The organism is Jannaschia rubra (assembly GCF_001403735.1).
Classification (GTDB): Bacteria; Pseudomonadota; Alphaproteobacteria; order Rhodobacterales; family Rhodobacteraceae; genus Jannaschia; species Jannaschia rubra.
In genome coordinates this window covers 1-21,632 of record NZ_CXPG01000010.1, presented here as the reverse complement: position 1 = coordinate 21,632, position 21,632 = coordinate 1, and the positions used below count along the sequence as shown (strand labels likewise).

Sequence of the window (21,632 nt, the reverse complement as noted above, 5' to 3'; positions counted from 1 at the left end):
CACCACACCCGATCACGGGTGCTGGCCTATCGCGCTAAGAGCGCGCCCTCGGAGTTCGCGCGCGGTAGCCTGCGCAGTCAAGCCCGCTCAGCTTTGGGCAACATCCCGAACCAGAGCGACGTCTACGTTTTGACGGCGAAAGCGCGTCTTCGCGTCGACGATGTCGAGGACGCGTTCACTAGGATGGACGCGTCCCCCTCGGACGCGCGGCGCGATGAACTGGCGGAGGCGGTAGACGATGCGGAGCGCGCAATCGCGCGTGCGATGAACGTCTTTCCGGAAGAGCCCGAGCTTCTTCGATCCGAAGCACGTCTCCAAGACCTATTGGGTGATGGGGAGGCCGCGATCCAGCTGCTCGAAAAGGCATGGGCGAAGATGCCGCGTGGCGCGGGCGTGGCGAAGCAATTGGCAAGGCGATATCTTGCGCGGAACGACGTCGATGCCGCGCTTGCAACACTGAATGTAGCACTCGAACGTCAGCCGACCGACCGTTCCCTTAACCTGATGATCGCAAACATCTTGTTCTCGGAGGTGGGCGACATCAACGACAGCAAAGCGGTTGACTTCCTCAAGGCGTCATTCGTGTCAGGGGATCGAGAGCACTGGGGGCGGTTCGTGCGCGCAGGGCATGCCTATGTTACCGGCGATTACGGCGAAGCAGAACGGCTTTTCGATGACCTCAATCAAAGGGCTCCGGACGACTTTCGGCCAAAGCTGAGGCCGGCGCACCGATGGCTGTTGAACGCATCGAAAGACAGAAGAGGCGTCATCGCGAAGAACTTCGGCGCTTACTTCTTGATTACGCCGACGGTCGGTCCCGACGGGCTTTATACGCCGAGCTGGGCGACGGACGACGAAGACTGGGAATCGCTCGGTGTGCGGTCGCAGGTCCGCTTCGATATCGGATTCAACCGGCGTGGACCATTCGGGCGGAACGTCCGCTCAACGGCTCAATAGGCTATGCCTAAAGGACACCGAACTTCACGCCTGATGCAGCGAAAGCCTGCTCTTGCTAGGAACTACGAGCCGCAAACGGTCGATTCCGCCTGTGACACAAACGGTTGAGTTCTGATCGCCGAGCGCCCGACAGCGGACCCTCAGACACGGGCTGGGCACCGTCCGCCCTGCGGACTATCCGGTCATCCGGCGATCAACCGATGCAGTTGCAGCATGAAGATCGAGGGGCTCGCAGATGCAGCGACAGAGGTTCTGCGCCGCCGCGCAGATCGCGAAAGCGGTCTTTCAAGGCTGCGCCAGACCGGGGAATCTAAACCCAACATTCGCTGCGGCTCGACGCAGCGCCGCCGATGCGGACTTTTCTGCCGTTCAGCCTGCTGTCGGTTTAGAACCACTTGGCGGTTGGTCGGTTGACGTGGCGGCATTCGCCATGCACCTTATTGAACGAGAGCTTCGTCGTGGAAAATTGCGCATTAGTAGAAAAGCGCGCGCTCGATGAAATTCTCGGACGGTCCGGTCGGGTGAAACCGATTTTGAAGCTGTCCGAAGAACAGGGAGGAGCGTGATGCAGGGACAGTTCGAAGTCTCCGCAATCGATCTGTCGATTCTGATCGGCTACCTTATTCTGAGTCGGGTTCTAGCGCTCTGGCTCACCCGCGGCGGCGCCAAGGACACCGATGGCTTCTTCCTCGGCGGACGCAATTTCATCTGGCCGATGATCGGCTTCTCGCTCTTCGCGACCAACATGTCGGGGCCGCTGCCCAATTCGAGGTTGACGCAATTCCGGCGCGCGCCTCGCGCCCGATGAAGGAGGAAGACATGCCAGGCCCAATCACGTTCCTGCTTGCGCTGCTGCCTATCGCGACGGTGTTCGTACTGTTGGTCGTGCTCGCGCGATCGGCCAAGTTCTCGATGCTCGTTGCCTATGTCGTCACCGCACTGACCGCGCTCCTCATCTGGGGTACGGAGCCGGCGAAGGTGCTGGGAGCAACAGTCAACGGCGTGGTCACGGCCGCCAGCCTGCTATATATCGTCTTCGGTGCGATCTTGATGCTTTACACGCTAGAGGAAAGCGGCGGCATCCGGTCCATTCGCAGCGGATTCACCCGCATTTCCCCCGACCGCCGCGTTCAGGCGATCATCATCGCCTGGCTCTTCGGCTCGCTGATCGAGGGCGCGTCCGGTTTCGGCACCCCGGCGGCGATCGCGGCGCCGCTGTTGGTGGCGATCGGCTTTCCCGCGATGGCCGCCGTCATGGTGTCGCTGATCATCCAGAGCACGCCGGTATCCTTCGGCGCGGTGGGCACACCGATCCTCGTCGGCGTCCAGACCGGGCTGTCGGGCCAGGAACTGGTCGCGGGCACGATCGACACGCCCTTCGCGGAATACCTGCTGGGCATAGCGACCAAGGTCGCCATGATCCACGGTCTGATCGGGTTCCTGATCCCGCTCATCATGGTCGGCATGCTGACCCGCTTCTTCGGCGCGAACCGGTCCTTCGCGGAGGGTTTCAAGGTGTGGAAGTTCGCGCTTTTCGCCGGCCTCGCCTTCACCGTCCCCTATTACGTCATCGCCTGGCTCCTGGGTCCGGAATTTCCCTCGCTCGTCGGCGGGATCATCGGCCTGCTCATCGTCGTGCCGGCGACGCAGCGCGGTTTTCTTCTTCCGAAAGAATCCTTCGCCTTTCCGGCCCGCGGACAATGGGATTCGAGCTGGATCGGCAAGCTCGACGATCTCGAGGACCACCGTGGCGATACGCCCACCATGTCGCTGCTCAGGGCCTGGGCGCCCTATGTCTTCGTGGTCCTGCTGCTTGTCCTCACGCGGACGGTCGGGCCGGTGAAGGACTGGCTTACCTCGCCCGCAACCACCCTTGCCCTCGAGAATTTGTTCGCATCGGGCATCACGACGCGGATCCAGATCCTCTATCTGCCGGGCACGGTGTTGATCCTCGCCTCGCTCTTCACCTTCCTTCTACACAGGATGTCGATGCGGGATTACGGGCGCGCGCTGAAATCTTCTGGTTCGACGATGATCGCGGCGGCGCCGGCGCTTCTGCTTGCGGTCCCGATGGTTCAGGTTTTCCTGAACTCCGCATCGGACCGGCTTGCCAGCATGCCGATCGTCCTCGCAGAGGGCATGTCGGCGGCCGCCGGGGAGGCGTGGCCGCTCTTCGCGCCGCTGATCGGGGCTATGGGGGCGTTCATCGCCGGGTCGAACACGATCTCGAACATGATGTTCTCGCTGTTCCAGTTCTCGACGGCCGAGCAGATCGGACTGGGTTCGGCGGGCGCCGCGATCGTCGTCGCCGCACAGGCGGTCGGCGGCGCTGCCGGCAACATGATCTGCGTTCACAATGTCGTCGCGGCGTCGGCCACTGTCGGCCTTGTGGACCGTGAAGGCGAGATCATACGCAAAGTCCTGATCCCGCTCGGCTATTACATCGTTCAGGGCGGTCTGATCGCGACGGCGCTGATCGCCGGCGGATTCAATCTGTGGTGGATCGCAGCGATCGTCTGGGCGGCCGGCGTGCTGGGCGTCATGGCGATGAGCGGCGGCCGGGCGGGCGGCAAGGCGAAGCACACGCAGGCGGCGGGATCATGACCCGGGCAACCCGTCCCCGCGTCGGCCTCTTCGTCACCTGCCTGGTCGATGCGATGCGGCCCGAGATCGGCTTTGCCGCCATCCGGCTTCTGGAAGATGCCGGGTGCGACGTGGAGGTACCGACGCGGCAGACATGCTGCGGGCAGCCCGCCTATAACAGCGGTGACGACGCGAGCACGGCGGCGGTGGCCCGGCAGGTGATCGCGGCGTTCGAGCCGTTCGACCATCTGATCGTGCCCTCGGGATCCTGCGCCGGAACGATCCGGCACGGCTACCCCGCCCTGCTCGCCTCGGATGCCGACTGGGGGCCACGAGCCGCCCGCCTTGCCGAAAAGACGCACGAGATCATGAGCTATCTGGTCGATATCCGCGATTATACACCGGGCGGGCTGCGGCTGGAGGGGAGCGCCACCTATCACGACAGCTGCGCCGGTCTGCGGGAGCTTGGCATCCACGACCAGCCCCGCCGCCTTCTGGCGGCGGTCGACGGCCTGGAGATGCGACCGCTTGACGGTGAGAATGTCTGCTGCGGCTTCGGCGGGATGTTCTGCGTCAAGTATCCCGCGATCTCGGACGCAATCGTCGGCGAAAAGGCCGATACCGTCGAACGGAGCGGCGCCGACATGCTGCTTGCGGGCGATCTCGGATGCCTGATGAACATGGCGGGCAAGCTCAACCGGCGCGGATCGAAGGTGCGCTGTTTCCACACCATCGAAATCCTTGCGGGTGGCGGGAACGGACCGGCCATCGGAGAAAAACCATGAACGCCACGACCCGGACCGGCTTCAAGGCCCGCAGCGACGCCGCCCTCGCGAACCCCACGTTGAAGACCGCCATCGACCGCACCACCGGCACCGCCGAGCGCAAGCGCGCCGCCGCGCTGGCCGGGTTTGCCGAATATGAAGCGGCGCGATCCCGCGGCAGCGCGATCAAGGACCATGTGATTGCCAATCTCGATCACTACCTCGAGATGTTCGAGCGCAACGCCACCGCATCGGGCGCCAAGGTCCATTGGGCCGCTACCGAGTCCGAGGCCTGCGACATCGTCATCCGCCTCTGCCGGGAGGCCGGCGCGAAGCGCGTCACCCGCTCGAAATCCATGCTGGGCGAGGAGATCGGCCTGCCCGACGCGCTCGGCTCGGCCGGGATCGAGCGGGTCGAGACCGACCTTGCCGAACACATCATCCAGCTGGCCGGCGAGCATCCCTCGCATATTATCTGGCCGGCGATGCACCGTACTCGCGAACAGGTGGCCGAACTCTTCAACGCCGACCACAAGCCGCCCCCGGCCGATGACGAGGCGGCCTCCATGGTTCAGAGTGCGCGCCATGTGCTGCGCGGGAAGTTCCTGAGCGCGGATGTCGGTATTTCCGGCGCCAATTTCCTGATCGCCGACACGGGCGCAACCTGCACCGTCACCAACGAAGGCAATGCCGAGCTGACGACGACACCCCCGCGCGTCCATATCGTGACCGCGGGCATCGAGAAGCTGGTCCCAAGCACGTCGCACGCCATGGCGCTGCTCCGCCTTCTGGTGCGCTCCGCCACCGGGGGCGAGTTGACCCAATACACCACGTTTCACTGCGGCCCGAAGCGTCCCGGCGACGCCGACGGCCCCGAGAAGATGCATATCGTCCTGGTGGATAACGGCCGATCGGAGATGATCGCAAACGAGTTCCGCGACATGCTGCGCTGCATCCGGTGCGGCGCCTGCATGAACCACTGCGTTGTCTACCGGCAGATCGGCGGCCACGCCTACGGCGGCACCTATCCGGGCCCAATGGGCGCCGTACTCACCCCGGTCCTCGACGGGCTGGCACAGTCTCGCGACCTGCCCTTCGCCTGCACCATGAACGGGCGCTGCGCCGAGGTCTGTCCGGTCGAGATCCCGCTTCCCACGCTGCTGCGTGCCTGGCGGGGCCGAAGCTGGCGCGCGGGGCTGGAAGGCCCGAGGATGCGTGCTGGCCTTGCGGCCTGGGCGGGCCTTGCCCGTCGGCCGGGTCTCTACCGAATGGCCAGCGGGATCGGCGTGCGCGCATTGCGCCTGCTCGGTCGCAGCGGGTGGATCGGATCGCTTCCTTTCGCCGGTGGATGGACCCGGCACCGCGACCTTCCCGGTCCTACCGGGGGCACCTTCATGGAGCGCTACACCGCACGAGGCGCCAGGCGACCGGAGGATCGACGATGAGCGCGCGCGACAGCATTCTGTCGGCCATACGCACGGGCCTTGGCGGAAGTCGAAACGACCCGGCCGCGATCGCCGCGGAGGCTGCGGATCTTCTTGCCGCGCCCGAGACGATCCGCCCGCCTCTGGTTGCCGCGACGCTGGTCGACGCGTTCTGCGAGAAGTCCGAGGCGCTCGGGGCCACGGTGGACCGGATCGGGAGCATCGATGAGGTTCCCGCTTCGGTCGGACGCTATCTCGAGGGCCAGGGGCTGTCGGCGGAGATCGCCGTCGAGTCCGCCGCGCTTTTCCGCGATCTGGACTGGGGGGATCTCCGACCGCGCCTTGCCGTGGCGCCGGATGCGCCCGCCGCCGTCGGGCTCGCCCGCCACGGTATCGCCGAGAGCGGATCGCTCGTCATTCACTCCGGCAAGGAGACGCGGATCCTGCTCGCATTCCTGCCATTGCATCACATTGTCGTCCTGCGCGCGGCCAGCATCGTTTCCCATCTGGAAGATTACGCAGCCCTGCTTGTCGGACACGAAACCTCGCCCCGCAATGCCGTCCTTATCACCGGCCCCAGCGGGACGACCGACATCGAGGGAAGCTACGTCCGCGGGGCGCATGGTCCCGGGTTCGTGCACGTGATTCTTGTCTTTGATGCATGAAACGTTGGTCGGCCACTGAACGCAGATACTACCGGCCAGCAGTGGCAAGCGAGCGGAGATCGGGAGCGCGGTTTGCATGAAATTGAAACCGGTCGCTTGCCAGTACCGACCGAACGCCCGGTTCGTCCCGCGGTGCAGTCGCTGCTCCTGAGGAATTCGCTGCGCGGCGCTCGAACGACCGGATTTACAGCTGCGATGCGGCATGAAGATCTGCCGCACCGCGACAGGTGTTCTTCTGCGAGCGCGCGCAGCGAGCATTTGACACTTCTGCAATGGGCTCGATCCCGACTTTCGCTGTACGCGTCACGAACGGCCGCTGTCGGACAAAAACCTGTGGTCATAATATGCGGGCCAGAAACGGTCCATTTGGTCCCGACCCTGCCCCTCTAGCAAAATCAGTACCTTGACCGGACCAAAACCTTAGGACAGAACCGATCTAGTTTTGGGAGGTTTCTGGCTTGATCCTTGGCTACGCCCGCGTCTCCACCGACGACCAACTCCTCGATGCGCAGCAAGATGCTCTGACGGCCGCCGGAGCGGAGCGCATTTTTTCTGACAAGATCACCGGCTCGTCCCGCTCGCGACCGGAGCTGGACCGAATGATCGAACAGCTACGCGACGGCGACGTGGTGGTCGTAACCAAGTACGACCGCCTGTCCCGGTCGCTTAAAGACCTGCTGGAGATCGTGGAGTCGATCCGCGAGCAAGGCGCGGGCTTTCGGTCTCTGGCCGAGGACATCGACACGACAACCCCGGCCGGGCGGCTGGTTTTCCACGTCTTCGCCTCCATTGCTCAGTTCGAGCGCGAGCGGATATCCGAGCGGACTAGGGAGGGCCTTGCGGCCGCGCGCAAGCGAGGACGTGTCGGAGGCAGGCCTCCTGCCCTGTCCCCAGCCCAAAAGGTCGAGGTGCGGCGGATGCGGGACCAGGAACTGCGCCCTCTGCCCGAGATCGCGCAGCTCTTCCGAGTTAGTGTCAAGACGATCCGGCGAGCGTGAAGTCATTGTTTCTACTCGTAACGTGAGCTGCTTTCCAGTGATGTTCGCCGTCCGCGTTGTGCCGGGGTGAAGAACGGATACCGGGGCCGGACGCGGCTAAGGAAGGGATCGTCGCGCATGTCGGTCTGGATGAAGTTGATCTCGTCTGGGGTAAGTCCTAGGGCGGTTCCCACCACTTGGTCGATCTCATCCACCCGAGCCTGAACTTCGCTTTCAACAGCCAAGGGATCGAGGCTCGCAAGCAACGCCGTGAGGGCAGCTTCGGCGGCGGCGTCTTCCGGCACAGGGAGCGTCGGCAGAGTGCTTTTCTTGATCTCCGTGCCCTTGGCCTGGGCCAGTGCCAGCCCAAGACGTAGCCGGTTAGCGAGAAGAGGGTTCGGCATCGGGACGGAATGACCTTCTTCCGAGAGAGCTACTGTCAGCGGGTCGCTCGGATCTTCCGGTTGAAGGGTGACAAGGACCGGCTCGCCATCATCAAAGGCAGCCGAAGCAACGAGCTTGTCGATTTTTGTGGCATGGGTTTTGAACGCGGTTTTGAGGGGCACGAGTGGCAGTGTCGCGGCCTGCCGATCCAGCTCTTGGGCTGCATCGAAGCGCGCGCGGCAGGCGTTGAGGAAAGGATCGCGCAAGGCTTCTAGAGCGGCCTCGGCCGCTGCAAGGTTTTCGGACCAAGGTAGGCTAGCGATAATGCTTGGATACAAGTGGCCCCGGAGCATGTCTTGGTAGGAAGCGCGCAAAGACAACAGCGTAACCCAGCCATAGAGGCGGGAGGTCAGGAGGAGATCGAAGGGGAAAGTTTCAAGATCGGGGCGCGGCACAAAAACGGTAGCGGTGTTGGTAACAGCTTGGGTTTGAGGATCGAGCGGAGCTGCGACGGGTACCTGTTCGAGAATTGGCAAGCACCACACGCGGTTGGGCATCAGTTCACGCAAACCGTTGCGCCAGAACGCGGGAGTAGAGAGGTTTTCGACATCAAGACCGGTGAAAACAGGGGCTCCTGCCAAATCGGCGGTGCGGATGTTTTCGCCCTTATAAATATCAACGCCGTTCGGGCTATTCTCGGTGCCAGTACCACGCCGAGCCACCCCGTCCGAAATCATACGACTCTCGGTCCAGTGTGCTTGGCCGATGCCTGTAGGTTCGACATCGACTGCCCGGAAGCCACCCTTTCGCTTGGTCCAGTAACGCTTTGCAGCGTTTGAAAGCGGCGGCAAAGTGCGCAGCCTAGCAATAATTGGAGCACGAGCTGGCGTCATCCGAGTAGCGATGCGGCCTTCAGGAGTGAAAAGGTCAGCGTAGGCGATATGAGCTTCGGGTGAGGCGGCGAGATCAAAGGTGGGCCGTGTTTTTCGCCCTGTTGCAGACGGGATTACGGAGGTTTCATCTGCATTTCGGACGATTACGGTGTCCGTATCACGGGGAGTGCGGGCTTCGGCGAAAAGGATCATCGGCAGAACGCGCGCGTCGAACACGTGACGCCAGATTAGCTCCATGTCGACAATTTCGGTGATGGTCCAGCGTCCACCTGGAGCAAAGAGACGGCGCAAATCGGCGGACTTTTCGGCGGCGCAAAAGTTGAGCGGGAGGATGAACGCGAGTTTGCCGGGGCGGGTGTCGGCAGTATTTTCGTTATCTTCTCCGACCGGTTGAACAGCAGGTTCGAGCCAATCGTTTAAGGCACGGTAGATGAACAGGTTGTAGGCATCCCGACCAGTGGAAATACCGTCATGAGCTACACCGTCCACCGTAATCGGCTGCTCGAAATGCGCTTGCGCGGCATCATCCAGTGGCTGGCCGCGTTCGGGGCGCTGGTAGGGGGGGTTGCCCACGACGGCGGCGTAGCCGGGCACGTCGATGTCACCCCACCGGGTAGTGCTTTGGTCACGCAGACTGGTGGGAATGAGGCTGTTCGCGCGTTCGGCGACGCGGATCGCGGGAAACCCTTCGTCGCGGACCTGCGGGCCGAAAGACAGCAAATGGAACAGGAGCTGGATTTGTGTGAGCACGGCCGAGAACGGGTTGAGATCGTTTCCGGCCGTGCGCTCGATCACCGCGCAGGCATCGGCATAGGAGGCGAGGCCCCGGTCGGCATCCTCACCGACTGCTTGCTGGTAACGCTCAATGAGGAACGTGCCGGAGCCGCAGGCCGGATCGAGGATAGTATCCTCAGGAGTGAGATCGAGGCGGTCGAGCATGTAGCGCGCGATGGTCGGAGGTGAGTAGTATTCGCCTTGCGCTTTTCGCTGCGCGGGATCGAGGAAGCGATCATAAATGCCGGTAAGGATGTCCCCGCGGATGGTCGTGAAATCAAAGCGGGCGAACCGGAACATTGCCCATTCGATGGTGCGCGACAGGGTATCGTCGGCAAGGTCGAGCACCCAGTCGTGTTCGGTTTCCCGAAATGCAGCAGCATAGACTTGGGCGCCCTGCCGATAGGCATCTTCCAGCAGACGGGTATAGTGGGCATTAAAGTAATCACGCATCCCTTGGAAAGCGGCGACACCGCCGTTGCACAGGTAACGTCGCATTTCAGACCCGTCAGGCGTTTCGATATCGAAAAAGGAATGTCCCTCCAGAAACCGGATCAGCAGGATTCGGGCGAGAATCAGGTTCGCAGTTTCTGTTGCGAAAAACTTGTCGAGCTTGTCAGCCTCCTTGTCCAAGTCGATACCAGTCCGCTCGGCAAAAGCCGGGAGAGCTGAAAGCGTAAGTCTGGCGAGCGCGGGATTGGCTGCAAGGCTTCGGTTCAGCGTATGCGCCGCCCGACCATGCTCAATGGTTTCTTCTCGGCCTTTCGGGTGTCCTTCGACTGAAACCGGATACGGTTTGAAGATATGGCCATGAAACCGGTCTGAGAATTCTGCCACTTCATCATTAAGGCGGTTCCGCTTATCGCGGATTGCCGTCAGTGCCGACAGCGCGGCAGCCTGAAGCTGGCGGGTGGTGTCTTCCAATCCATCGTAGAAAGCGTTGCGAGCGATGCTTTCAGCCAGTTCGTCACCGCTGCCAGTGAGGGCGTCCCTGTCGATTAGGCTTAGATCGCCTTCCCGAAATCGCTTGAGCCGCTGCGGCACACCGGCAACTTCAGCCTTTAGTGCAGCAAAACGGTCGAGGAACTCGTCGTAGGTGAGGGTGGCAAGATCGAGCACAATATCAGAAGCGGCGTTTTCACCCTGGTCTGCGCGACGTGCGACGAGGGTGGTAGGATCGACCATGACAAACCAAGCCGTATCGGCCGTGATGTATTTGCTTTTTTCCGCAAAGAGGGCGGCGCGGCGTGCCGCCTTGCGACAGACACCGTGCTGCTCTTTGGCTTCCAAAACGATCCAAGAAACCTTGGCGTTCGCGATAGCGCCCGGGGCGAACACTGTCAGATCGGGACGGCCTCGGGCTCCGGCAATGTCTATGTCTACGTCTTTCGACGGATAGCCTAATACTTCAACAAATAAGTCACGTAGTGGGCCGTACATGGCCGCTTCTTGCCCCTTTGGGGTCGTGAGAATTTTGTCTCGCGCAACGGCGAACCTGGTCTGTGGTGTTTTTCTTGCCATGCAACTGCTCTAATGCATTGTTATTGAAAGAACCGTTATCATGACATCTAGTCGCAGCAGCGGTTCCTTTTTTCTTTGTGATCAATTTATATGAGCATTTCCACCTCTGATATTTCCACAAACTGGAGCAATCTCGTAAACGGCTGAGTTCGTCCAAGACGCGGCAGCAACGTCGCAGTTAGTTCACGTATCAGCTAAGCGCCCGCCGCACCGCGTCCGGTTCCTTCTCAATAACCCGCAGCAACATCGCAGCCGGCCCGCTGACATGACGCTGGCCCTGCTCCCATTTCCGATAGCCCGACAGGCTCATACCCATCAGGGGGGCCATTTGCTCCTGTGTCAGCGCGGCGTGTTTGCGAATTTCGCGGGGGTCGATTGGTTCGTGAACGGTTGCTGGCCCCTGCCCTTTCGCATGAGCAACGGCTTCCGTTAGAGACTGGATCAAATCATCGCCAAAGGTGCTCATCGTTTTTCCTTCCAGGCTTTTTTCAACTCGGCTGCCAAGGCGGCAACCGCGCGTTTTTCATCCGGGTTCATGTCCGCCTTAACGTTCTTGGCGTAAACCAAGAGCGCATAGATCGGTATGGTCTCGTCCAGATAGTAGTAGATCACCCGCGCCCCGCCGCGCTTGCCTCTGCCCGAGGCGGCGAAGCGGACCTTTCTGACGCCACCCGTTCCGGGGATCTCGTCGCCCGCCTCCGGGTTCGCGGCCAGGAAATCGATCAGCTCGCGCTTCTGGTCCTCATCAAAGAGCTTCGATGCCTGACGCGAAAAGGTCGGGGTTTCCGCTACTGTCTGCATAGACAGATATAACCCATTGGGTTACCTTTGCAAGGTGCCAGCGTTTTCATCATAGATGTCCCACATACGCTCAATGAGTTGACCTTGGGTTATACCCAGCCGCTCCGCCTCAGCCGCGATCGCCTCCCCCACTTTCGGGAACACCTTCGGATGCAACTGGTAGGTCCGGGGACTGGGTTTGCGACCGGGTTTCTTGCGTGGAGTTCGGTCTAGGAACCCTCTTGCCTCCCCTACCTCATCCACACGCCTGACCTCTTCGGCGCTTGTCTCCTTGGGCCTAGCCGTCAGACCCGCCAGTCTATTCGAGCCGTTCATAAACAGCCTCCGTGAAGCTTTGGGCGTTCTCCAAGGCTTTCTCGACCTTGCCGCCTGTCATCATCTCCGGATCGTTCATCATCGCCGTTAGGTCACCGCCATAGGCGAAAATCTCCGAAAAGGCCGCGCGAGCGACCAGAGAGGGTTCGATCACGTCGATCCCTGCCCCGCGCAGCTGCTCCTCGAGTTCCTTCTGAACACGGCTCTTCACAGCCGCGCTGGTCTTCGTTAGGACCACCGCCTGTCGGATTTCGCGGCCAAGCGCATCCTCCTCTTCGCGCACCAAGGCTAGAGCCTCGGAGCCGATCTCGGCGTCGAGCGCGGTTGCCTGCATCGGAACGATGACCAAATCGGCCTGTGAGATCGCACGGCTCACGAGTTGCGATGCGATGCCCTCCAGATCGACGATCACGATCTTCCCGTCACCGTCAGCATTTCGGATCGCCGGGACGATTTCCGAGCGACCGATATCGCTCAGCAGCGATACACCCTTGGGCATTCCGTGAGACGCCCAGCGGCTCAGGGACTTGTTAGGGTCGCAATCCAGAACCGTGACCTCGGCTCCCATGCGGGCGAACTCGGATGCTAGAAGTACGGCGCAGGTAGACTTCCCCACGCCTCCCTTGGGGCTTGCCATGACGATGACTGGCATTGCTCGTACCTGCCGTTTGTTTTTATTACCGGTTTTATATCAGTAACCGGTTTCGTTTCCAACACCTGATTTATTTATAGTACCGGATAAGTTTCTCTTACCGGTTATGCATCTTACGGTCGCCCGCGCTTCTCGAACCATTTGCGGCAGAAGCCGGCGAACGCACGGTCCGCATCACGGGGTGGCTCGACAATCCAGTCCCGCCACTCTTGCTCGAGGTGGTAAACGTCCCATCCCGGGGCGGCCTCGCGTGCCCATTCGTATGTCTCGGCTTTCAGAGTGGACACGCGCCCCTCGATGAGCGCGCTCCCATACATCGTGCCTCGATTGTTGAAGATGACCATGTCGGCGTCTTCATCGAACGTAACGCGATAGTCGGGTAGGTGATCGTGCCGCGCCAATTCCTTGACCATCTGTCGGAACCTTTTCTCCGGGCTCTGGGAGCCGGACTTCAGCAACAGCTTGGCAAGCGTGATCCGCCAGGTCTTCTGCTGGCCGCAATGCTTGCGGGCCAACTCGTAGACGCGCCTTTCAATCGGTTTCCGTAGGCGGAAGTAGTCCCGATGCAGGGTCAGGACCTCTTCGTTCCGGATCGCATTGAACACCCAGCCGGAAAGCTGGACCTCGCACCAGAGAAGGCGACCGTCCATACCGTGTTTCCGGCGGATCGAGGAAGCGTCTATCAAACCGAAGCCGTCGATCTGCTCCTCGTCGCCGGTCACGATGTTGGTCCTGATTCTCGTTCCCTCAAGCCGGTCGAGCGCATCGAGAAGGGACTGATACTCGCGCCCGCTCGTGCCACGGTTCGTGAAGATCAGCAGTTCGCGGGAATTGATCCTGACACGTGGCGATACTTCCTCGCCCTTCTTCAGCTTCGCCATGATCTGACTGATGCAGTAGATCAGGATGTCCTTGTCATAAATCGTGGCCAGACCTTTGACGCTAGGGGTAATCTCCAGCCAGTTCTCGCCGTTCCTGTACCGCTTCACCGATGTTTCAGGCTTCTTCGACAGCGAATAGAAGGGATGCTCCATGTGCTGCATCACGTCTTTCAGCACCGCGTCGGCAACATCGCAGATGAACAAATCATGCTGCGGATGACGATCCGGGAGGAGGGGGGCAAGATTCGTGTTTTCAGTTACCATGCGGTGACATTCGTGTTTTCAGTTACCGCTGTCAAGATTCGTGTTTTCAGTTACCGAAAGCAGGATTTCAGTTACCGAAATTCGTGTTATTAGTTACCGGTATGAAGGCTAAGCCTCTAATTACGTTTAATAAAAACGGCATCCGGAAGAGCTTAACACAGACTCTAACACATATTTAACACTAGCTACCCTGTGGATAACTGTTTCGAACATACCTTACCGACCAATGTCGTGCTCACTTAACCAACTGACTATGCTTGGAAAGTTAGGATCGACGGACAACCTCGCCTTGACCAAAACCGAACCGGTCAGTTCTCCAGTTTTCGAAATGGACCCAGCTACCGTTCGTTCTCGTATCCATGATCCCGATCCTCCCCGAAGGTTTCCTTAAGGAAGCCCCGGTTGTCGGACATGAGGTTTTCCAACTCGTTGGACATCTCGAAGCCTGTGGTGCGGTTGTTCAGTTCAACCTCCATCAGAAGCTGACGGCGGAACACTTCATCTTCGCTAATGTGGTCTATGGCGCTTAGATCGCCTCTGCGGAAACGATCATACTGTGCGTCGGTGGTGTTCTCCTTGAGAAGCCGAATGATCTCCTGGTGCTCTTCGGCGCTGTTCGCGATCTTGTAGCCATCGCTGCTCCGCGCTTCGTAGCCTGCAAGAGCGTTTCGAGCGGCAAGGATCTCGCCTTCTTCCTGTGCCGCGCGCTCCTGTTCTTCGCGATCCAGGCGCTCTTGCTCGATGTGCCAAAATCCCTTGCCGCCCATGTCTTCCAGCAGAATGTCAACGATCTCGCGCGTCTCCTCGGGCAGGTGGGCGCATTTGGACAGATACTCCTTCTGAAACCTGGCAATGCGTTCCTGCTTGTCGCTTCCTTTGTAGAACCTGATGTCGCAGGCGACCTCCAGTGTGTGTCGCCGCTGGAATTCGGACCGGCGCTCTGCTTCTGTCTTGTCCAGTTGCTTTTGCTTTGCCGCCAGTTCGCGGTCTTTGCTTGCCAATTCGCGATCCTTGTTCTCCAGCTCACGATCCTTGTCATCGAGTTCCGCCACGAAGCCGGCTGTCGTGGTCCTGAGAACCTCTCTCTGGTTCTGTGCGACCCGCTCGTGGTATTTGGCCACTGGCTCCCTACCAAAGACCCCAAGGCGCCCTGTGGCGCGCTCTGGAAGCTCGAAGGAGAGGTTTTCGACAGCCTGGACTCGCCCGTAGTAGCTCTTGATGGCCTCATGGCGCGCGCCAGATCGCTCGATCCCGCGTTCCAACCCATAGTTCTTGCCCACGCGCTCGACGAAGTCCGTCTGCATCGCCGACAGCTTGGCGGCTCCTCCGATGAAACCCCGTGCGTTCAGTTTGCCGCGTTCATCGATCGGGATCAGCATCACCTGCAAGTGCGGGGTGGTCTCATCGTTGTGGATCACGGCCGACAGGATGTTTTCCGCGCCGTGCTTCTCCTGGACCCAGGCAAACGCATCGCGCAGGTACTCCTCGCCCGTAGTCTGGCCCATTGCGGCCATCTTCTCGGGGGAGGCCGTGACCACGTATTCGAGGGCATGGACCGCGTTCGTGCGCACTTTGTCGGGCGCGCGTTCCTTCCAGAGTTCCAGCACCTCGTCGGCGGTCTTCGCGCCGGCCAGATGGATGTTGCGGCTGAAGTCTTCGGGCCGTGCGTTCCCGGTGTCCCGTTCCCGCAGGTTATGCCGGGCCGCTGCGCCGATCTTTCCCAGGCCCTTGAGCTTGCCGACCCGCAGGATCGCGAAGTTGCGGGATCCTTTCCGAGGGCGGTACAGAGAGCCGCCGTTGTTCTTCAGTTCGAGATCGAGCTTGCCGGTTACCTGTTCAACCGAATCCTTCACGTCCGTGCCCCCATCATTTTAAAAATGTGCACTCACTACACAATTATTCTCACGCGTCGCGCAAGCCTAATTATCGTTCGGCCTCCAGGGAGGCAAGGCTGCACATTTTTTAAAATGATGGGTGGACTTGAATTGCTTGCTGAGTCACCGCTTCGCAAGGTCGCAAGGTCGCAAGGTCGCAAGGTCGCAAGGTCGCAAGGTCGCAAGGTCGCAAGGTCGCAAGGTCGCAAGGTCGCAAGGTCGCAAGGTCGCAAGGTCGCAAGGTCGCAACATGGCGAGTTGGTTATGTGGCTACCCACAGAACAAGACCGGCGATCGCGGTCGTCATGATCGTGGACAGGACCACTGCAGCTCGAAGATCGCGCATCGTCGCCATGCTGTCCGCAAGCCTGTCCACGCGCGCATCCATCCGGTCGAACCTGTCGTTGATCTGTTCGAGCCGGTCCGGCGGCTGGGTGTCATGGCTCATGCTTTTCACCCTCCATCTTCGAGCGGGGCCGGCTGCCGACATTCTTGCGCATCCTCCCGGCCAAGGCCGGGAAGGCGGCCGCGAAAAGCTTCGCCTGGGCCATCTGCTCGTCGGTGGCTTCGGGCGCGTCCGGATCTCTGGCGATCATCTTCTGTATCCGCGCTTCCTCGGCGCGGGAGATCGACTTGCGCTTGTTGTCGGTCATGGCAAGGCTCCTCTCCTTGCGGCTGGCGTTGCCTAGAGAAGGCCCGCCAACAGTATCAGGCTCATCGCCAGACCGGCACCCAGAAGCATGGGCACCAAGGCCGGAAGAGCGCCATGGCGGATCATGTGCCGCACTGGACGGGCCTAGGCGTCCGCCGCCTCTCGTGCCATCCGCAGGGTCGTTTGTCGAAGCAGGCGCGTCAGCTCCTCGTCGTCACTCATCTATCGTTCCTCCCACAGATCGTCGGTGAAGGCTTTCATGTCGAAACCGGGATCGGCGGTGCCGAGGGCGGCCACGCGATCCTGCAACGGCTTGACCCTGTCGTGCAGAGACGGCTGGTTGCGACTGTTCTCCAAGGCATCCCGAAGCGCCTGACGCACTGCTTCCGTTTTTGTCCTGGCACCGGTGGCGCGCATGACCTGCTCGACCAGCTCATCGACCGTCTCGTCCCGGATGTAGAGCGGCATCGGAGGTTCCCTTACAGAATACGTCCCAACAGGGTCAGGCCGACGGCGATCGCTACTCCCAGAACGATGCAGACGAAGGCCAAGGCAATCGCCTGCCACATCGCTTGCGGAGTGGACCGGCTTTGCAGCCGCGCTGTTTCCGCGACCAGTTGCCGGATCGTCTCACGCTGAAGCCGGTCCAGATCGTTGCGTTCGTCTGTCATTCCCGTCTCCTTTCGTCCCAGCGCCGTTCGCGGACCGGAATTCACGGCGGCACCGGATAGCCTGCCTTTGGGGCTGGCTATTCAACGGGCGCGGCGGCGCTCCGGTTGCGAAGCCAGAGGTAGAGGACGCCAAGCGGGGCGATGCCGATCGCGAAGAACCACAGCACCACGTTGACCATGATTTTCAGCGTGTAGTTGACCGCGATGGCCCACCATCCGAAGTGAACGAAGCCAGTGTTTCCCATCAGCATGTCGCGCAGCTCGTCCCAGACCAGCTTGGCGAAGGGAAAGAGGATCGCGGTCAGGGTCGCCCACCCGAACATCAGCGCCTTCTGATGGCCTTGCAGCCCCGCCTGGTTCGGGATGGCCCAGATCATATAGGCAAGAAGGGCGGCGCTGATGACGTAGGCCCGGACCAGGTAGCGCCGGTCTACGGCCCCGAAAATGCTGCGTACAAAGTTCATTCAGTCCCTTTCAGTTATTATCGGTAACGTGGCCCGCGCCGCCTTTCCATTCCGCGATCGGAAACCTTACCGGCATCTGTTCCATTGTCCGGCGTTCAGGCTCTATCGGGCTTGGATACCATTCTTTCGCGCAGATGATGTCTTTGGCAAGCACGCCCTCATCTGCTTTCTGCCGGATGTAGCTTTCACTGATGACCCGTTCCCAGTCCGGAATAGGGTTAGGCGGATCGACGGGTGATGCTCCCCGTTCGGCAAGCATCGACGCCGTCGTGCGACCCGCGTCGGTCAATCGTATGGCATTCACGGTGTCCGGCCATGTATGGGGAAAGGTCACTTCCACCTCTACAGGGACGGCATAGCCTGCCTTGATAAGCTGTATCGCACTCCAGACCGGAACAAACCCATGATTGGCGAGGAGCAACAGACCGGTCCTGATAGCTTCGAACGAAAGGGGAGCGCGCTCTTCCGTAGCCGTGGCACCGGGTCCGGTCTTTGCGGCAGGCTCGCTGCCGATCCGGTACGAGACCGATGTGCCCTCCTCCATCGGCAAGCCGATGGTGCGGAACCCCAGTTTCCACATGAACGAGATCAGCCCGTAACCGGTCTTGAACGTCCGCAGATGCGGACCCTCCTTGCCGCGCGCGGACACAAGGAAACGCTCGCTCTCGCCACGCTGCTCGGGCACTTGGATCACCCATTTGCCGTACCAGACCGCTTCCTTGAAGTAAGGTTCGGCCATGCAGACAACATCGACCAGGTAATCCGCCTCAATCAGAGCGGAGAGCTGGTGGTGAGTGATGTAAGGTGTGGGGTTCACAATGGACTCCCTAATTTCAGAAGCGTTGAAAAACCATATCACCCCTATTTTGGGGGTAAACCCGAAACGGGGGTAGCGATCTGCCGAAACGATTGGCGGATCGACTGTTGGCGGGGACTGTTCATACAGAAGCGTACTCGAAGCTGCTTCACGCACTCGTGGAGGCACGGAGTTCGGCCGGACTGTCTCAGGCTCAGCTGGCCCTGAGGCTGGACAAGCCGGCGTCCTTCGTCGGAAAGTACGAGCTGGGCGAGCGACGGCTCGATGTCATCGAGCTTTTGGTAGTCTTGAAAGCCCTAGATCGTGAACCCACTCAATTCATTCGGACGTTGGAATTGCATCTACCCGCAAGACTTTAGGCTCGGATACATACGCATTTGCCGCTCACTTCACCAACGCCCCCGACACCTGCGCGGAGCTTTCAGGTAGCGAAACGTGTGTATCGGTTGCTCCTCCTGCGGCAATCGGCGTATTGGACTGCTCTGATCCCTGAAAATCCAAACTATAAGGAATGTGAACTTGATCGGATCAATATTTGAATACGCTCTTACACAAGAGGGAAAAGATTTTCTAGCTGGCTGGATCGGAGTCCTTTTTTCAATGGGTGGCGCTGCTGTAACTTTGAGAAGCATTAGAAAATTAGGCAATAACGACGTTGCCATCGCAACAAAAGCGCGAATGCAAGCGAGCTTAGGCGGATGGCTCGCTCTGGGCGGCGGTGCCGTCTGGTTAGTTCGACTTCTTTGGTGATTAGATCGACCTTTGTTTTCAAGCGGAAAAAAACGATGAGTTTTGACAAATCCTGCGTCCTTCGCGGCTTCGTTGACACGGAACTTGCCGTTCTATCAGCATCTGAACTCGACTTTAGCCTTTTTTCGAAGGGCTACCGCCGATCCGCATAGTACGCCCGAACGTTCCAATCCGACTTGCTTCTTTATTGCACATGGCTGAAACGTTCCATCGCGCCCGCGAGGCTGCTTCCATCGGAAGTGGGTGGACGCTGAACGCTGCTATCTGCGGACAAGTAGATCTAGTGAAAGGTGGTGATCGACACTGTCGTCTAGGCACCTTAGCTTTTGAGAAAATTACTGAAAGTTCCGCCTATGCGGGATGAGGATTATTCACGTGGGTAAAGGCCGCAAAGTCGAACTGCCGCAGAACCTCGTCGATGCGGTGCGTGAGCAGCGAGCGATCTTGTTCTTAGGCTCCGGTGCATCTTTGGGCGCCGTCGACAGGTCCAGCGCACCCATGCCGGGCGCCACGGATCTCGCAAAGGCTCTCGCCACTAAGTTTCTCACGCCGAAGACCGCGAAAGACGGTTTGATGGTTGTGGCCGAGCTGGCGGCGTCGGAGGCTGGAAGCTCAGCGGTCAACCAGTGGCTTGCCGACACGTTCGAGGCGTTTGAACCGACGGACGCGCATTTGAAGCTACCGACCTTCCGGTGGAAGGCAATCGCGACAACGAACTACGACGTCCTCGTGGAGAAAGCGTACGATCGCTCAGAGCCTGGTGCGCAGACGCTTGTGACCCGCTACAAGGACGACCAAGCGTTTGGCTCGATGATGGATGCGCAGGAAAGCCCACTCCCCTTCCTGAAGCTGCACGGCTGCGCCCGTCACGCGCATGACGCGCAAGTGCCTCTCATCCTCACCCCATCGAGCTACAATAATCACGAAGCTAACCGTGGCCGTCTCTACCGGCAGCTTGAGGACTTGGCTGCGGACTATACGGTGATCTACTGCGGCCAGAGCTTGAGCGATCTCCACATCCGGAGACTGTCCCAAGAGGGCAACCGATCGGCCCGGCCGTTCCACTTCCTTGTCGTACCCGATCTGGACGACGTGAAGCGGCGGTTTTGGGCCGATCACCGCGTGGAGGGAGTTCGAGCGACTTTCGCGGACTTCGTGAACGCTTTGGATACGACTCTGCCGCCCCTCATGCGGCTTCCACGCCCCCCGGCCTCGAACGAGGACAAACCCTACCGGACGTTCTTCGCAGTCAACCAGGATGAATCGGACCGACTGGCGACGGCGTTTCGGACCGACTTGCAACTAGTCCACTCTGGGCTCCCCGTCGGGGCGGCTGAGGCGCAGCGGTTTTACTCGGGTCACAACGAGGGGTGGGGTGCAATCCGCCGCGGCTTTGACGTCCAGCGCCGGGTGTCAAGGCATCTTCTGGAGTTCATAGCGGAAGCCCCGCTGTCCGGTCCCCAGCTAGCGGTCGTTCGAGGAGCGGCAGGGTTCGGGAAATCCATCGCTCTGCGGCGAGCCGCATGGGAGCTGGGCGTATCGCTCGGTGAGTTGGTTGTGTGGGCCAACGACGACGCTCGTGTTTGGCCCGACGTCCTGCAAGAGCTACACGAACTGACCGGGCGCCGCATCCACCTGTTCATAGATCGCGCGGCCTACAATCTGGAGAAGGTCGAGGCGGCGCTGGCCGCAGCACAGGCCAAGGACGTTCCCGTTACGGTTGTCACGGCCGAGCGGACGAACGAGTGGTCGATCTACTGCCAACGCCTTGAGAAGTACGCACCGGAGTTTTTCGATGCCACCAAGCTATCGAAGCGTGAAGTGGATGAGCTTCTGGAGAAGCTCGAAGAACACCGCTGTTTGGGCAAGCTGGGCGAGGAGACGCCCGCGAGGCGCAAAGAAATCATCACCGGCAAGCTCGACCGTCAGCTCCTCGTCGTGCTGCACGAGGTCACGCGGGGTGTGCCGTTCGAAACCATTATCAAGGATGAGTTCGAGCGGATCGCGCCGCCAGAAGCGCAGACCCTCTACCTCGATATCTGTACGCTGAACCGTTTCGATGTCCCCGTACGGGCCGGAATCGTCTCGCGTCTTTCAGGCATCTCGTTCCGGGACTTCGAGACCGAATTCTTCGAGCCGCTCGAAGACCTCGTTGAAGTTGGCCAGAATGTCGTTTCCGGCGACTACGAATATCGAGCACGGCACGCGCATGTGGGTGAGATCGTGTTTACGCAGGTGTGCCAGACGGATGAGCAGCGTCACGACCAGATCGTCCGCGTACTCTCGTCACTTGATCGCAGCTTCCAGTCGGACAACTTGGCCCTGTCAGGGCTGTTACGAGGACGTTACGTGGCCGACACCTTCGAGAACATCGGATTCGCACGCGACGTTTATGACCTCGCGTTGCATCGCAACCCGCAGGCGGCGTTCATTGGCCAGCAGCGCGCGATCTTCGAAATGCAGCACGCCGATGGCGAGGGAGATGCGGCCCAAGCGGCGATCGACGCCGCGCTGGAGATAGAGCCGCACAACAGCACGCTGCACCACAC

The 21,632-nt window shown here is 60.4% G+C and carries 21 protein-coding genes; 9 read left to right on the top strand and 12 right to left on the bottom strand.

Going from position 1 to position 21,632, the window contains the following annotated elements:
* From JAN5088_RS02160 to JAN5088_RS02130, 7 genes are all read left to right on the top strand, one after another.
* On the top strand, positions 1–957 hold a 957-nt coding region (locus JAN5088_RS02160), incomplete at its 5' end, for a tetratricopeptide repeat protein (protein WP_233489694.1).
* A gap of 565 nt (positions 958–1,522) precedes the next feature.
* On the top strand, positions 1,523–1,765 hold the full coding sequence (locus JAN5088_RS02155; RefSeq protein WP_055681176.1) for a hypothetical protein: 243 nt from the start codon (positions 1,523–1,525) through the stop codon (positions 1,763–1,765).
* Positions 1,762–3,561: an L-lactate permease gene (locus JAN5088_RS02150; protein WP_233489693.1), complete on the top strand. Its 1,800-nt coding sequence runs from the start codon at positions 1,762–1,764 to the stop codon at positions 3,559–3,561. The genes JAN5088_RS02155 and JAN5088_RS02150 overlap by 4 nt, the downstream gene beginning before the upstream one ends.
* Positions 3,558–4,325: a (Fe-S)-binding protein gene (locus tag JAN5088_RS02145; protein WP_055681174.1), complete on the top strand. Its 768-nt coding sequence runs from the start codon at positions 3,558–3,560 to the stop codon at positions 4,323–4,325. Before JAN5088_RS02150 ends, JAN5088_RS02145 begins: the two co-directional genes overlap by 4 nt.
* Positions 4,322–5,749 carry a lactate utilization protein B gene (locus tag JAN5088_RS02140; protein ID WP_055681173.1) on the top strand — a complete coding sequence of 476 codons (1,428 nt, stop codon included), beginning with the start codon at positions 4,322–4,324 and terminating at the stop codon, positions 5,747–5,749. Before JAN5088_RS02145 ends, JAN5088_RS02140 begins: the two co-directional genes overlap by 4 nt.
* Positions 5,746–6,393, top strand: coding sequence for a LutC/YkgG family protein (locus tag JAN5088_RS02135; RefSeq protein WP_055681172.1), 648 nt, complete (start codon positions 5,746–5,748; stop codon positions 6,391–6,393). The genes JAN5088_RS02140 and JAN5088_RS02135 overlap by 4 nt, the downstream gene beginning before the upstream one ends.
* Before the next feature lie 458 nt (positions 6,394–6,851).
* Positions 6,852–7,391 carry a recombinase family protein gene (locus JAN5088_RS02130; RefSeq protein ID WP_055681171.1) on the top strand — a complete coding sequence of 180 codons (540 nt, stop codon included), beginning with the start codon at positions 6,852–6,854 and terminating at the stop codon, positions 7,389–7,391.
* An 11-nt stretch (positions 7,392–7,402) separates the two neighbouring features.
* Here JAN5088_RS02130 and JAN5088_RS02125 read toward each other — a convergent pair whose 3' ends face one another.
* The 12 genes from JAN5088_RS02125 to JAN5088_RS02065 all read right to left on the bottom strand — a co-directional run bounded on the left by JAN5088_RS02125 (position 7,403) and on the right by JAN5088_RS02065 (position 18,333).
* Positions 7,403–10,942 carry an N-6 DNA methylase gene (locus tag JAN5088_RS02125; protein WP_082429779.1) on the bottom strand — a complete coding sequence of 1,180 codons (3,540 nt, stop codon included), beginning with the start codon at positions 10,940–10,942 and terminating at the stop codon, positions 7,403–7,405.
* A 190-nt stretch (positions 10,943–11,132) separates the two neighbouring features.
* The gene (locus tag JAN5088_RS02120) at positions 11,133–11,408 is read right to left on the bottom strand and encodes a helix-turn-helix domain-containing protein (protein WP_055681169.1); all 276 of its coding nucleotides are present in this window, start codon (positions 11,406–11,408) and stop codon (positions 11,133–11,135) included.
* Positions 11,405–11,743 (bottom strand): type II toxin-antitoxin system RelE/ParE family toxin, encoded by a 339-nt coding sequence (locus JAN5088_RS02115; RefSeq protein ID WP_055681168.1) that lies wholly within the window; start codon positions 11,741–11,743, stop codon positions 11,405–11,407. The genes JAN5088_RS02120 and JAN5088_RS02115 overlap by 4 nt, the downstream gene beginning before the upstream one ends.
* Positions 11,744–12,041: 298 nt before the next feature.
* Positions 12,042–12,710: a ParA family protein gene (locus JAN5088_RS02105; protein WP_055681166.1), complete on the bottom strand. Its 669-nt coding sequence runs from the start codon at positions 12,708–12,710 to the stop codon at positions 12,042–12,044.
* A 113-nt stretch (positions 12,711–12,823) separates the two neighbouring features.
* Positions 12,824–13,855 carry a replication initiator protein A gene (locus tag JAN5088_RS02100; protein ID WP_055681165.1) on the bottom strand — a complete coding sequence of 344 codons (1,032 nt, stop codon included), beginning with the start codon at positions 13,853–13,855 and terminating at the stop codon, positions 12,824–12,826.
* A gap of 338 nt (positions 13,856–14,193) precedes the next feature.
* The gene (gene mobV / locus JAN5088_RS02095) at positions 14,194–15,708 is read right to left on the bottom strand and encodes a MobV family relaxase (protein ID WP_055681164.1); all 1,515 of its coding nucleotides are present in this window, start codon (positions 15,706–15,708) and stop codon (positions 14,194–14,196) included.
* Between the two features lie 283 nt (positions 15,709–15,991).
* Positions 15,992–16,177 (bottom strand): hypothetical protein, encoded by a 186-nt coding sequence (locus JAN5088_RS02090; RefSeq protein WP_055681163.1) that lies wholly within the window; start codon positions 16,175–16,177, stop codon positions 15,992–15,994.
* Entirely contained in the window at positions 16,167–16,382 is a 216-nt protein-coding gene (locus JAN5088_RS02085) for a hypothetical protein (RefSeq protein ID WP_055681162.1), read from the bottom strand. Before JAN5088_RS02085 ends, JAN5088_RS02090 begins: the two co-directional genes overlap by 11 nt.
* A 221-nt stretch (positions 16,383–16,603) precedes the next feature.
* A complete protein-coding gene (locus JAN5088_RS02080) occupies positions 16,604–16,849 on the bottom strand; it encodes a type II toxin-antitoxin system VapB family antitoxin (protein WP_055681161.1) in 246 nt (81 codons plus the stop codon).
* Positions 16,850–16,860: 11 nt separating this feature from the next.
* The gene (locus JAN5088_RS02075) at positions 16,861–17,052 is read right to left on the bottom strand and encodes a hypothetical protein (RefSeq protein ID WP_055681160.1); all 192 of its coding nucleotides are present in this window, start codon (positions 17,050–17,052) and stop codon (positions 16,861–16,863) included.
* Between the two features lie 77 nt (positions 17,053–17,129).
* On the bottom strand, positions 17,130–17,516 hold the full coding sequence (locus tag JAN5088_RS02070; protein ID WP_055681159.1) for a hypothetical protein: 387 nt from the start codon (positions 17,514–17,516) through the stop codon (positions 17,130–17,132).
* Positions 17,517–17,526: 10 nt separating this feature from the next.
* On the bottom strand, positions 17,527–18,333 hold the full coding sequence (locus JAN5088_RS02065; protein ID WP_055681158.1) for a hypothetical protein: 807 nt from the start codon (positions 18,331–18,333) through the stop codon (positions 17,527–17,529).
* Positions 18,334–18,491: 158 nt separating this feature from the next.
* Here JAN5088_RS02065 and JAN5088_RS18105 point away from each other — a divergent pair, with 158 nt between their 5' ends.
* Together JAN5088_RS18105 and JAN5088_RS02060 are read left to right on the top strand one after the other, a co-directional pair.
* The gene (locus tag JAN5088_RS18105; RefSeq protein ID WP_233489695.1) at positions 18,492–18,692 is read left to right on the top strand and encodes a helix-turn-helix domain-containing protein; all 201 of its coding nucleotides are present in this window, start codon (positions 18,492–18,494) and stop codon (positions 18,690–18,692) included.
* 766 nt (positions 18,693–19,458) lie between these two features.
* Positions 19,459–21,632, top strand: a 2,174-nt coding sequence (locus JAN5088_RS02060; RefSeq protein ID WP_158448459.1) for an SIR2 family NAD-dependent protein deacylase, incomplete at its 3' end; no start/stop codon positions are given.